The sequence below is a fragment of the Candidatus Neomarinimicrobiota bacterium genome (assembly GCA_018651745.1).
Taxonomy (GTDB): Bacteria; Fidelibacterota; Marinisomatia; order Marinisomatales; family TCS55; genus JAAZYX01.
In genome coordinates this window covers 1-14,146 of the sequence record JABIDL010000016.1, presented here as the reverse complement: position 1 = coordinate 14,146, position 14,146 = coordinate 1, and the positions used below count along the sequence as shown (strand labels likewise).

General features: G+C 38.7%; 12 protein-coding genes. All 12 read left to right on the top strand.

Annotated features, from left to right (window positions below):
• Positions 1 to 214 precede the first annotated feature (214 nt).
• The 12 genes from HOD97_02640 to HOD97_02585 all read left to right on the top strand — a co-directional run bounded on the left by HOD97_02640 (position 215) and on the right by HOD97_02585 (position 14,058).
• Complete coding sequence (locus HOD97_02640) at positions 215 to 3,100, top strand: T9SS type A sorting domain-containing protein (GenBank protein ID MBT4280510.1); 2,886 nt, start codon at positions 215 to 217, stop codon at positions 3,098 to 3,100.
• A gap of 89 nt (positions 3,101 to 3,189) precedes the next feature.
• Positions 3,190 to 5,235, top strand: coding sequence for a tetratricopeptide repeat protein (locus HOD97_02635; protein ID MBT4280509.1), 2,046 nt, complete (start codon positions 3,190 to 3,192; stop codon positions 5,233 to 5,235).
• Between the two features lie 124 nt (positions 5,236 to 5,359).
• Positions 5,360 to 6,547, top strand: a complete 1,188-nt coding sequence (locus tag HOD97_02630) for a hypothetical protein (protein MBT4280508.1) — start codon at positions 5,360 to 5,362, stop codon at positions 6,545 to 6,547.
• Between the two features lie 22 nt (positions 6,548 to 6,569).
• Positions 6,570 to 7,859, top strand: a complete 1,290-nt coding sequence (locus HOD97_02625; protein ID MBT4280507.1) for an OFA family MFS transporter — start codon at positions 6,570 to 6,572, stop codon at positions 7,857 to 7,859.
• 134 nt (positions 7,860 to 7,993) lie between these two features.
• Complete coding sequence (locus HOD97_02620) at positions 7,994 to 8,431, top strand: RpiB/LacA/LacB family sugar-phosphate isomerase (protein MBT4280506.1); 438 nt, start codon at positions 7,994 to 7,996, stop codon at positions 8,429 to 8,431.
• Positions 8,432 to 9,541, top strand: coding sequence for a carboxylate-amine ligase (locus tag HOD97_02615; GenBank protein ID MBT4280505.1), 1,110 nt, complete (start codon positions 8,432 to 8,434; stop codon positions 9,539 to 9,541). It abuts the gene before it with no gap.
• A 131-nt stretch (positions 9,542 to 9,672) separates the two neighbouring features.
• A complete protein-coding gene (locus HOD97_02610; protein ID MBT4280504.1) occupies positions 9,673 to 11,061 on the top strand; it encodes a DASS family sodium-coupled anion symporter in 1,389 nt (462 codons plus the stop codon).
• A 23-nt stretch (positions 11,062 to 11,084) separates the two neighbouring features.
• Positions 11,085 to 11,969, top strand: a complete 885-nt coding sequence (locus HOD97_02605) for a universal stress protein (protein ID MBT4280503.1) — start codon at positions 11,085 to 11,087, stop codon at positions 11,967 to 11,969.
• Positions 11,970 to 12,083: 114 nt separating this feature from the next.
• A complete protein-coding gene (locus HOD97_02600; protein ID MBT4280502.1) occupies positions 12,084 to 12,863 on the top strand; it encodes a hypothetical protein in 780 nt (259 codons plus the stop codon).
• Positions 12,864 to 13,020: 157 nt separating this feature from the next.
• The gene (locus tag HOD97_02595; protein MBT4280501.1) at positions 13,021 to 13,452 is read left to right on the top strand and encodes a hypothetical protein; all 432 of its coding nucleotides are present in this window, start codon (positions 13,021 to 13,023) and stop codon (positions 13,450 to 13,452) included.
• A gap of 1 nt (position 13,453) precedes the next feature.
• The gene (locus HOD97_02590) at positions 13,454 to 13,879 is read left to right on the top strand and encodes a vitamin K epoxide reductase family protein (protein ID MBT4280500.1); all 426 of its coding nucleotides are present in this window, start codon (positions 13,454 to 13,456) and stop codon (positions 13,877 to 13,879) included.
• Positions 13,861 to 14,058 carry a hypothetical protein gene (locus HOD97_02585; protein MBT4280499.1) on the top strand — a complete coding sequence of 66 codons (198 nt, stop codon included), beginning with the start codon at positions 13,861 to 13,863 and terminating at the stop codon, positions 14,056 to 14,058. The genes HOD97_02590 and HOD97_02585 overlap by 19 nt, the downstream gene beginning before the upstream one ends.
• The last annotated feature ends 88 nt before the right edge of the window (positions 14,059 to 14,146 follow it).

The window sequence follows — 14,146 nt, the reverse complement described above, 5'->3', positions numbered from 1 at the left end:
GATTATTTTGAATTGTCAAATACACAAAAATTAAACTATAAAATATATAAATTTTATATTAAGACCTTGAAATCATATATAATGTTAGGGTAAATTCTATATAACAAATCGAGACATTAATTACTAACATAAATAAAGGAGAAAATGATGAAGAAAATGTTATCATCCATGTTCGTATTTACTGGCATTTTGTTTGCCCAAACGTATGTCGGTAATGAAGCATGTCTGGTATGTCACAACGGTTCCGTTGCAACGGATGCAACCAACCATGCATGCCAACGGATTTAGTGTTCCTATAGGTGCTAACTCCATGGTGGATTTATATGGCATTGTAGCTGATGCGGATCAAAATGGGATTGACGATTTTAAAGATGGTTTGAGTTTATCAGACGCATCTATAACATCGTCGTTTTCAGATTATGGATCAAATGCGCCAGTTCTGGGTTATGACAGCGGTAATGATCAATATACAGTAACTATAGGTGATATTACCTTACCAGTATATCTTACCTATGGTGGTAGCGGGTTGTATAAGCAGCGCTACATAGTGAAAGTTCCTATTTTAAACGCAGGTGAAACAGTCAGCCACTATGTGTCGCCAGTTCAGTATAACGAAGTCACTCATGAATATGTGGGTTACCATCCTGAAGCGTGGTACACAGATCCAGCAAACGGAGATTACACGCCTCTATTCAGTGCAGCTACTGTAACGATTGCAGACATAGTTGCTTCTGCGAATACACAAAAACGGAATTTTGAGAAGCAATGTGTAGGTTGTCACTTTGATCATACGGTAATGACTGAAACAGCAGAGGGAGAATGGATAGCTGATGCTCCCGATGCCGGAGCAAGTGACATCGGCGTTTCTGTGTACGATGTTGATGGTGACGGGACGCTTGATTTGATGAATACAGGTTGTGAAAGATGTCACGGTCCTGGTTCTACTCATAGCACTTCCGCTCTTGCAACTGATATTATAAACCCGTCTGACCTAACAAGTCAGCAGGCGAATGATATGTGCGGATTTTGTCACTCCCGCGGTTCAAGTTATCCTAACGAAACTTTCCATTTCCCATTTGACGATGCGAATTTAGAAGATTGGGATGTAGGTGATGTTTGGGCTGATTACTATGTAGATCATGGCGGCTATTACGGCGATTCAGATGCATCGGAGGATGTAACAAATTCCAGTAAACACCACCAACAGTATTTTGATCTCTACGAAAGTGCAAAGCCGACATTTGCTTACCATCAGGTGACGTGTTATGAATGCCATGATGTACATAACAATTTGGAGCATCAAATTGTTGAGAGTATTTGGGAAGATACTGATGGTGATTATGTTCCTGATCTGGAGATCCCAACTGCTAGTGATGACAACACACTCTGTCTTGCTTGTCATGCATCTCACGGAGAATTTGAAGCATTAACGAAAGAAATGATTGCAGACTACGATACTCATTTATCTGCAATATCAGCGGTTGTGCAGAAGCATACGAAACATCCTTACGACCCTGAAGGTACAGGAGCAAGTAATTGTGTAGAATGTCATATGCCATTGAGCATTAAGTCTGCCATTAAATACGACATTCGATCACATACTTTTGAGGCTATTTCACCTTCGAAAACCCTTGCATACAATATGCCGAATTCATGCGCAACAAAATGTCATCGGGATAATGGAGTCGGTGAAGGGGCAGTAGATCTAACCTTAGGAGATTGGTCTGAATCTTCTGATACTACGATTTCCGAATGGGGAGAATTGTATAGAGGAATGTGGGATAATGCTGAACATGCTGATGCGGTCGGTAATGTTCTTACCGCAGTCAAAGTAGCAACCGCACCTGTTTTTGATGGTGCCCTAGATGATGCTGTTTGGGCTAGTGCTCAAATCGATACGATCCGTATGACAGTTGAAGGCGTAAATAATTCCGCAATGGAAGTATTTATGCAGGCTGCTTACACAGATGATGATCTCTATATTGCTGCTTGGTGGGCTGATGATTCTAAAACTGTTCGGCGCCAAGAGCTAGTGTATCAGAGCGGCTCGTGGAGCATTACGGATGAAACCAATGCTATAAGAGAAGATAGGATAGGTATCTTTTGGCCGATGACAGAGATAACCGATTTTGAAAGCCGTGGTTGTATGGCAACCTGTCACAACACTCGCGAACGTTGGGGCAAATATCTGACTGTAGATGGTGAACTTGGCGATATGTGGCACTCTAAAGGTGCCCGCAGCTGGCCAGCCGGTTACGTAGATGATAAATACTTATCGTATGAAGCAGATCCATCCAGCCAGGAAGATGGCGGCCGTCATGGTGATGCTTCAGGATCTACATTTGCCTATTTTGGAAATCGAGATGCTAATGATGTTCCGCAGTGGATGGGCACAACACATGATGCAAATCCGGAAGCATTATATGATACGTCATTTGATGCAGTACCTTATGCTGGAAGTTGGGCTGAAACTGCAGTAGCTTATGATGCAAATGCCGGATGGACAGATGGCGACAAACTTCCGAAATACATCATGAAAGTTCCGGACGTAGGTTCAGCACGGGCAGATATTGAAATTCGCCCGGTTTGGGCAAATAACCAGTGGACGGTTGAAATTAAGCGTGCTTTGGACACCAATGATCCAGACCACGATGTGATATTTAGTGATTTGACAAAACAGTATGCATTTGCTGTTGGTCTCATCGATAACGGTACACAACCAGTAAGTAGTGGAGTTTATCCGAATCTACACTCTCATCAGGGTGTAAATTTTGAGTACCTCCGCTTCGCATCTGACTGGGTATCTATTGATGATGAAAATATCAATATCCCGGAGATATTCTCACTAGAACAGAATTACCCGAATCCGTTCAACCCATCGACTACGATTAAGTTCAACACAAATGAGATGAGTGATATAAACTTGCGGGTTTTCAATATTCTCGGGCAGGAAGTTATGACTGTCTTTGAAGGAGAACGTTTAGGTCCAGGTGAGTATGAAGTACGATTAAATTCTACCGATTTTATTTCTGGTATATACTTCTATGAACTCATGGTTAATGGTAAAAGTGTAACGAAAAAAATGACTGTACTCAAATAATAAAAGAGAGTATAGTAAATGTGCATTTTAAAGAGTGCGGAAAGCCCCCGAAGTTTTCGGGGGTTTTCTTATTCCTATTAGAGTTTTTCATGAAACGAAACAGAAAATCATTCCAAAAGAATCTTCAAAGATGGTCATTTATAATATTGATTATTTTTGGTGTATATACTTGCACAAATGATCCAAATTTGAACAATTCGAATCGAATCGGAATTAATTCTATCCAGGAAATAGCATTTTTTGAAAACCATTATAAATCATATATCACATGGATTGAGAAGAAGCCCAAAAGTAAAACAGTAATCCATTTTGATTCCCATATAGATATTGCACCTATGCCTTCATCTGAGCTGGAAAAAATAGTTTCAGCTGTCAACATTGAAGAGATAGAACAATATATTCAACATCCGTATTCATATTATATTCCTGATGAAAAATTTCTAACCGTCGCCAATTGGCTCTATCCGGCAATGCGGAGTGATATTATCAATACGGTCATTTGGGTGGTTCCAGATGATACTCTTACAGTATTTTGGTTGGAGGATTTGAAAATTAGATTTAGAAATTATTTCAATAATTTATCGGAAGAGGACATTGCATCATTTCATTTTCAAGGTTCGATTATTAAAGGAATTATGTACAATGTAGAAGTTATTATTACACCAATCGCTGACATACCTCAAATGTATTCGCCTGTTTTGCTGGATTTTGATATTGATTACTATAATTTTAATAGTGCCCTCGATTTGGACAGGTTGTCCCGTCCGAAACATCATCCATTTGAAACAATCAACATTCTCAAAAATAAAAATATTGTTGCTGAGGTAGTCACAATTTCTACATCCATCCCGAATGGTTATACTTCACTTTCATTTGCTCATTTAGCAGAAGAATTACGTTGTTTACTTGAATATGGTAAGGAGTTACCCATTGACTATTATAAAAAATTAAAGAACAGTGAAAAGGGTGATTCGTGTATGGTAGAAGGAAATTATGATGCTGCCATACACTATTATAAATCAAGTTTGGATGGTGGCAATCCAAATGCTGGGATACTTTTTAACCTGAGTATCGCAGAAACAGAGATCGGTGAATTTAATTCATCGAAAGATCACTATAATAAAGCAATTCAGCTCGATTCAGCATTTGAAAATCCATTGCTTAATAAATTTAATACTTATTTCTATGATAAAGAGTATTCTAAAGTCAAACAAGTTTTCGAATTAATAAAAATTTCCGATATTGTCACAACCCCTTGGATGAAATACAAATATGCATCAGCATTATTCTCATTAGGAGAGTACAAATTGGCGGCAGAAGAGTTAAACAAATTATTAAATATAAGAAATGAGGATTCAGATATTGTCCGCATGTTAGGGTATATAATGATTACCAATGGGAATGATAAACAAGGTCTTAGCCTTTATCAGCAAGCTCTAACAAAAGGTGGTGAAAATATATTTATATTATTAGAATTAGCCAGATATCATTTCCAGCGTGGTGATCTGTTGAAGGCCGATCAATATTTATTCCGTGCTCTGAAATCAAATCCACATTCTTCGCTCGCCCATTATGAGGGAGGTCGGCTTGCGGCTGCAAAAAAAGACTTTATCCTTGCAGAAAAAGAATTTTTGGAAGCTATTCGTCTTTTACCAACAAATCAAATGGCACGGTATGCATTGGCTAGGATTTATCAAAAAATAGGAAAATTATCATTCGCCGAAAAAAGTTATAAAGAATTTTTGGAATTTAATAATCAAGATGTACAGGTCATGCAAGATCTTGGGCTTTTGATGGTAAGCCAGAGAAGGTTCGGCGAAGCAAGAAAATTATTGGAACAAGCGGTCGATCTGCAGCCAGATTTAATGCAAGCGCATGGAAATCTAGGTGTTTTGTATTTACAAATAGGTCAGTTTTCTAAAGCAAAGAAGGAATTTACACGTGTAGTTGAGTTTCAGCCAAATGATGCGTTTGGATGGTACAATCTTTCCTTAGCAGAATTAAAACTTGATCATAAATCAGAAGCAATTAAATACTTGAATTTTGCAATTGCAAAAGGAGGGCAGAAATTTAGAGAAATGGCAAAATACGATAAAAACTTTTCATCTATTTATAATGAATTATTTGAGCCATAAATACAATAGATTATTTTCTAGTTCAATATTTAGAAAATTTTATGCAGTTTCTAGTCAAAATAAAAAATTACTGGTTAATTCGTTTTTTCGCGCCATTTCACTCTAATACAATTCTCGCACCATTATGAACCGCATATTTTTTCAACTATTTCTCACAGCTCTGGTTGGTTTAAATGCTCAATCTTTATCCCATGGTGGTTTTATCAAATTTGATTCATTTTGGAATTCTCGCCAGGTTATTTCTGCAAGAGAGGGACATTTTTATTTATATCCGGCAAACAAATTAGATTCAAGTAACACCGACCTGAATTCCGATCCATTAATTAATATGGTCTTGTTTCAATCTCGCGTTTGGTTGCAGATCCATGGGTATTCTGCATTTCAGGCAAATTTGACTGGCAAATTGGAAGTTGACTTTTTTGGTACCGGCACCGGCTTGGAAAATAATTTACGTCTTCGGCATGCGTTTATAAAAATGTCATGGACAAAAATTGAATTTTTATTTGGACAATACTGGAGTCCATTATTTACAGTGGATGTGTTTCCTCAAGTTGTGAATTTTAATACTGGGGTTCCTTTCCAGCCATTCGCCCGCTTCCCCCAAATTTCAATTCAATGGAAAATCACTAAATCGTTACATCTGCTTGGATCGGCATCTATGCAACTCGATGCGTTTCAGGAAATTTCTGGAAAAAATGTTCAGCAACGGTCCGGACTACCGGGATTTCATCTGCATAGTATATGGAAACAGAGCAAAATGCTTTTTGGAATAGGTGGGTACACCAAATCGTTAAAACCGGAAAAAGGTGGTGACATTCTTCAATCCAATGCATTTACCATTTATTCCAAATTGGCGCTGAAGCATCTCAATTTTCGAATGAAATATATTTCCGGAAATGACCTTGCAGATCATATCATGCTCGGTGGTTATGTTAAAATTGATCATTTTGATAAAGAAGTGCCGAGTTTCTATCCAACAATGCTAAAAAGCGCATGGATTGATCTAGAATTTCTATTAAGCAATACTAGATTTGGGTTGTTCGCCGGATATACAGAAAACAATGGAATTGACACTCATATCAGCCAGGATGACGTTTCCACATTCGAGGCTCGATCGTCCGAAATTTTATCTGTGATTCGCGTGAGTCCAAGAATTGTATGGGAAAGGAATAGCTTAAGATTTGCGTTGGAATATGACAGAACAGAGGCACACTTTACATCCGAATACACGGATTTTCTGAAACCAAAAAAAATGGAAGAAAAACCGGTAGCAAACCACCGCATATTGTTTGCTGTTTATTTAACATTTTGAAAATAATAAAAGGATTTGAAACATGATAAAAGAAATTAAAAATCGCTGGTTTGTTGTTGTTGGTGCCGTAATGATTCAATTGGCGTTGGGTGCAATTTATGCTTGGAGTGTGTTTACAAAAATACTGACGGATCCAGTTGGTGTGTACCAATTTACTGCAAAGGAAACTGCATTAATCTTTTCAGCAGGATTAGCCACATTTGCATTTGTAATGATCCTTGCAGGGAAACTGCAGGTAAAATATGCTCCGCAAAAAATCGCTGTGTCTGGCGGAATTCTTTTTGGCATAGGATATATTTTTAGCGGAATTTTTGGATCTACATTTGTAACTCAATTTATTTTTATTGGAATATTAGGCGGTGCCGGAATTGGTTTGGCATATGTTGTTCCCATTTCAGTTGGTGTAAAATGGTTTCCTGATAAAAAAGGGATGATTACCGGGTTGGCAGTGGCAGGGTTTGGTTTTGGTGCTACCATTTGGGTTAAATTAGCTGATTCTTGGTTTGGTGGATTACTTAACACCATTTCATTTTTTGGCTTACCGAATGTTCAAAGTGTTTTCCTTATTTATGGAATTGTATTCACTGGTTTAGTTCTCTTGGGAAGCATTGTGATGGTAAATCCTCCTGATGATTATTATCCCGAAGGTTGGAAAGAAAAATCTACTTCGAGTCGACATGTAGAATCAGTTGAACTCTCTTCGAGACAAATGTTGAGGACACCTCAATTTTATTTTATATGGGGAACTTTTATTTTTTCTGCATTGTCTGGACTTATGGTCATTTATTGCATTCGACTATTTGGTGTTGATGCGCTAAAATATCATGGAGTGCAAAATGCAGGGATATTGGCTGGAACTGCAATGGCGTGGTATGCAATCTTTAATGGCGCAGGAAGGATTATCTGGGGAATTCTATCCGATCGAATTGGGCGGAGAATTTCAATCATTGTAATGACGATTTTTCAAGGAATAATAATGCTCATGGTATATCACGTTTTTATATCAGTTGGTTCATCCATCGGGTTCATAATTTCTGCATCCATTATTGGGTTCAATTTTGGAGGAAATTTTGCATTATTTCCTGCAATTACTGCTGATTATTTTGGAAATAAGAATGTTGGAAGTAATTATGGTTGGGTGTTTTCTGCTTATGGAATTGCCGGAATCGCCGGGCCGTTTATAGCAGGGTTTTTCAAGGATTCTGCGGAATCCGCAAACGATCCGTCAGTTTGGATGATTCCGTTTATCATTGCTGGTGTATCCTGCATCTTAGGGGCGATTGTAATGTATTTCAACCATCCGCCAAAATAAAATAATGATAAACGGGCAATATTGGGAAGCACCATAAAGCTATCTTTTTTATAAATCGCTGGTTTACCAACCGTTTAAGCAGGAGTAACTTTAATCTTTACAAAATGGTACCAATTGTTGCAATTTAGACCAAGATGAAAATACATTTAGCCACAGACCACGCGGGACTTGATTTAAAAAATGTGCTTAAAAAATATTTGATCGAGAACGGTCATGATGTAACGGATCACGGCGCTCATGAATATGATGCATTGGATGATTATCCGGATTTCATTTTCCCTTGTGCTCACGCAGTTGTAGCTGATTCGGAAAGTCGCGGAATTATTTTAGGAGGAAGTGGACAAGGAGAGGCAATGGCAGCCAATAGGATAAAAGGAGTTCGTGCGGCAGTATTTTATAACGGTCCGGAAGAAATTGTTAGACTATCACGAGAACATAATAATGCAAATATCCTGTCCCTAGGCGCCCGATTTATGAGTGAGAATGAAATTTTCGATGTGGTTGAGTTGTGGCTCAATGAACCGTTTGAAGGAGGTAGGCATCAGACAAGGCTTGATAAATTGGATCAGTAAATGAATGACATTAAAAATCTGACCCTTGGTGTAGAAGAAGAATATCAAATTATTGATCCTGAAAGCCGGGAGCTTACATCTTATGTAGGGAAATTTTTGGAGCAGGGTGCATTCCTTTTTCGAGATCAATTACAGCCGGAATTACTTCAATCTCAAATTGAAATTGGGACAAATGTTTGCCAAAATATTCAGCAAATAACGGAAGAAATTCGACGTTTACGAAGCATGGTCGGTGATTTGGCCGGAAAAAATAATCGGGCGATCATTGCAGCTGGAACCCATCCGTTTTCCCAATGGCGTGATCAGATTGTAACCGATAAGGAACGATACCACGGATTTTTTGATTCGATGCGAATTGTAGCTAAACGCATGCTCATTTTTGGGATGCATGTTCATGTTGGCATCCAAGATAAAGACTTGAGAATTGATGTCATGAATCAAATGCGGTATTTTATGCCTCATATTTTATCTTTATCCACTTCTTCGCCTTTTTGGCATGGTGAAGACACCGGATTTAAATCTTACCGAAGCATTATCTTTGAGGATTTACCCAGAACTGGGAATCCTGAGCATTTTGATTCGGCAGCTGATTATGACTCATATGTGGATACCTTAATTAAATGCGGAAGTATTGATGAGCCGACAAAAATTTGGTGGGATATTCGTCCCCATTCCAAATTTCCTACATTAGAATTCAGGATTTGTGATTGTACAACAAAAATAAAAGAGGTAACAGCGATTGCAGCTTTGATTCAGGCATTGGTTGCGAAATTAATCCAATTGAGAAGAAATAATCTAACATGGCGACATTACAGAGCCGGATTTATTTCAGAAAATAAATGGCGAGCTATGAAGGATGGTATTCAGGGGAAACTGATTGATTTGGGAAAAAATATTGAAACGCCCATTCCACAACTCATGGAAGAAATCCTTGAATTTGTGGATGATGTGGTGGATCCGTTGGGAAGCAGAAAGGAAATTGAATATATCCGCACGATTATGAAAGAAGGTACCAGTGCAGATCGGCAATTACAGAAATATAAAGAAAATGATTCTATGAAAGAAGTCGTTGATATGCTGATTGAAAACACCATGGCGGAGTGTAATTAATTCATCGTTTTATCTTTTTAGTAAGAATTATTTGGTTTCTAATTGATTGAATAAAATCTATTACGACTGCTGGATGATCCCAAAACTTTAATATAAATTAGCCCATCGTGTTTGGCTTATCTAATACAAGTATCAGCAATGCCCTTTATTGGATCACGCGCAAAAAGTGGCTCATTCTTGCATTCGGGATCAGCATCATTTTGTTTTATGTACCGTCTCCCGAAGGACTTTCATCGGAGGGGCATAGAACCATTATTATTGCAGTTACAGCGTTAATATTAATCGTTGGTGAAGTCATCTCTTTGCCTGCTGTCGGCATCTTAATTATTGTTATGGAGGTGCTTCTTGGGCTTGACTCTCCGGATGGTGTAGCATCTTCCTTCATGAATGATGCAGTGTTTTTTATCATGGGTTCTTTGATGCTTGCGGTTGCCTTTGTGAAACAAGGTTGGGATTCCCGTATTGCACTTGGTATTATTCGTATCACGGGGAATCGGACTAGAAATATCGTCTTTGGATTTGTAACGATGTCAGCATTGTTGTCCTCATTTATAGGGGAGCACACGGTTGCAGCACTTATGCTTCCGCTAGCAATGACACTGATTCGAAATACGTCTAAAGATCAGAAGAGAGTTAGAGAATTGTCGGCCCTTCTATTATTATCCATTGCGTACGGTGCCCTGATTGGGTCGATCGGAACCCCTTCCGGAGGAGGAAGGAATGCTATTTTGATCACATACTTACAATTTTTTGATGTTTCAATATCCTATGTTGATTGGATGAAAATGGTGTATCCGCTTGTACTTATACAAATACCAATCCTCACAATTCTTCTTCTTACCAGTTTTAAACCAGAATACAAACGTTTGGATAGCGGAGTGCGAAAGTTGGTTGTGCAAGTTGCGAAATCGGGAAGAATGACAACCCAAGCAACCCTGGCAATTGTCATTTTTCTGCTTGTATTTGCAGGATGGATTTTCTTAAGTGAAACATTTGGACTTGGCACCATTGCTCTGGCTGGAGTTTTTTTGTATCTCGTTACAGGTTTGGTTCGATGGGAGGATATCAATCGAAATACGCATTGGGGGGTAATCATTTTATTCGGATCTACAATTTCTCTCGGGTCTTATATAAAAAGTACGGGGGCCGCTTTGTGGTTAGCCAATCATTTGGTAAATATAGCAGGATCCGTACTGGAAACTTTTCCAATTTTGACAGATGCTTTGATCGTAGGATTGACAGCTACTCTTGCAAACATTTTATCCAGTTCTGCCACGGTTGCAGTTTTGAGTCCAATAACTTTGAATATGACTTCAGATCCGCTTCATGCCGGGATTGTAACGGCTATTGCATCTTCATTTGGATATTTTACAGCTGTGGCAGCTCCTGCTTGCACTATCGTATATTCCAGCGGTATGGTGCATGCAAAAGATTTCTTAAAAGCAGGATGGAAAGTTGGATTGGTATCCATCGTTTTACTCCTAATCTACGTCAATACCTATTGGGTGATTTTCAAATGAGAAGGGAATAATATCAGCATAGCATGAAATTTCTTATTGCCATCGGAAGTAAAGAGTACTCTGGCCCGACCTTAAAGCTCGGGATGAAAGTTGCGCGCGCATTCAATGCGGATGTTACAATCGCCTACGTCGGTGAAAAAATTAGCTCATTTAGCACGAGTGAAGTGTTAATGGCTCAGGAAAACCTTGCCAATTGGGATGTAAATCGTCCCGGTGTGGAAGTGTTGGAATGGGCTTACGATATCCTGAAAGAACGACAATATATTGCAGTTCCTGAGGGTGAAGGTAGTATTACCGAAAATGAATTAGTGCAGACAGATAATGACCGTTGTGAACTCTATCTAGAAGGGACGCAATCTGATGAAGTAAAACTCATTTTGCGAAATGGCGAAATCATATCGCAGTTGCGAGATGAGGTGAATCGAAGTGAAATTGATGTAACCATTATTGGGGGAAGTCAAAAACGCAGAATGGCGCATGACTTGATTCAATACATTGACAGTTCGATATTTGTTGTAAACGAATATAATCCTGATCAAGATTATCGTGTTTTGTTAGCTGTGAATGATGCAACGAATACTCAAAAAGCGGTTAAATTTGGCGTAAGGGTTGCGCGTGCATTTAATTTTGGTGTAGATATGTTGACGATATCCGAATCAACGATTTTTCGTGAAGATTATAAAGCATCTTCTGCTTGGGCGGCAAAAATGATGCGCCGTAGTGAGACAGAACATACGATAAATTTTGAGACGGGATCTTTTAAAGATAAAATTGTATCAACAGCATCAGATAATCATATTATCGTCATGGGCGCATCCAATGTAAATCCAATCATGAAATTTTTTAAAGGAAGTAAACCCTTAAAGGTGATGAAATCCTGCCATTGCCCAATACTAATTGTCAAATAATGTAATGCAGGATAGGTGTAGGCGAAACGACTCTTTGGTTTGGAAGGTAATTGAATAAGATTTATTTTCCGGGCTTATTTTTGAACATAATTAATTACAAATAGGAGAATAACAATGGAATTCATTACCCCCATATTTAAATGGTTACATATTATTGCCGGCGTTCTTTGGATTGGGTTGCTTTATTTCTTTAACTGGATCAATGGCCATGTTGCAGCAACAATGGATGGCGATACAAAAAAGAAAGTCATTCCCGAGCTGATGCCAAGAACCCTTTACTTTTTCCGCTGGGGCGCGGCGTGGACGTGGATTACAGGATTGGTCTTGATGCTGCTTGTCTTTTGGATGGGGATGAATGATGAAATGTTTAAGGAAATTGAAATGGATGGAGATGCCAACCCGTTTAAACATTTAGCGTATTTATTGCCATTTATTATGGTATTTGTGTATGATGCATTCTATAAAAGTCCTTTGGCAAAAAATACGCGGGTTGCAACAATCATTAGTTTTCTGGGAATTGCAGGCGTTTTGTGTCTGTTGATTTGTGTTTCCGAAATGGTGGAATATCGTGCATACAATATTCATCTCGGCGCCATGTTTGGCTCGATGATGGCTTATAATGTCTGGTTCAGGATTTGGCCCGCACAGCAAAGAATCATTACCGCAATTAAAAATGGTGATGCGCCGGATCCAGCTGATGCAGGCATGGCGGGACTTCGTTCCAAGCACAATACCTATATGAGCGTTCCGTTGATTTGGACCATGATCAATGAACATACCGTTGAAGTTTCTCATTATCTTGGCGGATATGGTGTGTTATTGGTAATTGTCATTGTAGGTTGGCATTTGGTATTTCAGATTTATAAGAAGTCGGCAACAATACAAGGGTTCTAAATAATAAAGAATATTCGAGTAAAAACCTCGCCACACGCCGGGATTTTTACCATAAATGTGCTAAAAGAAATTCTACGCTTTTTTCTAGGTTATAAACTGACTTAAATTACTTCTGCGTTTTCGATAGCATTTCTGGTACTTCATATAGGGAAAAAACATGCCAAAATGGACAAAAAAAATATTTATTGAGGATATGCGGGATAAATGTAGCCGCGAAGTTGCTAAAATTGGCGAACAAATAATCGACTTTTCAGAAAAATATGCCGAAGAGGTAACATGGGGAAGAGGCGAGGATCACGGTACATTTACCTTTCGGACGAATTCTGATGTTGGCATCATTCCGCTTTTCCATATGACATCTGAAGGACAGCTTAATCTTCAAATCAATTTTTTAAGGTCCAAAGAACTACCAAAACAAGTCCTACGGGATATGATTGTAAAACTTGAAGCCAATTTTTTGCGTGAATATGATGCCTATTTTTATCCGATAGATACATATGAACCGATGGATTTGATGTTTCACACTCAGACGCAGGTTATTAAATTTCTGTCAACTGTGGAAGGTTGTGTTTACCGCTTAAAGCAATAAAGTGAATCAAATCGTTTATCTTTTGGGAGCCCTGTTGGCATCGGTCGGCGGGGCTCTTTCGTTTTATTTCCACGGTGTGTATTCCGGAAAATTCCAAAAGCACCTGTGGTGGATTCCGTCTTTTATCAGAATAGAAACATCGAAATGCACTTCGATTGTTGAAACCCCTTTTGGCAAAATGCTTGGACGACCGAATGCAGAATTCGGAATCATCTTTTTCCCCGTCTATGCTGTCTTGCTGATTTTCACCTCTTTTGGATATGTAAATCCAATCATTCCATTGTCGGCTGCGATCCTTACCGTGGTTGTTGGAACGTATCTAAGCTATGGGCTGATTAGGCTCAATGTTTTATGCCGAGTTTGTGTGACAGTTCATTTACTCAATCTGTTTAATTTTCTGCTACAGCTATGGGCATTTACCTCATAACCTTTTTTCTTATCGTCACAGGCGGCATTGCGGTTTCCATGCTGATTGCCAACCGAAACAGGGAGGATGATTCATATTCAGATTTAGAAACCGAGGAATGGGATTGTCCGGAATGCGGATTTAAGGTGCAGGTTGGTTCTGAGTGTATTTACTGCGGGGGGAAAAAAGAAAAAAAATAAATTCCCTTAAACTGTTTTTTGTGCATCGAGCATTTTTGCTCGATGATATTCAATCGTCTTACAGTCATTCCAAACTGGATTCCGGCAT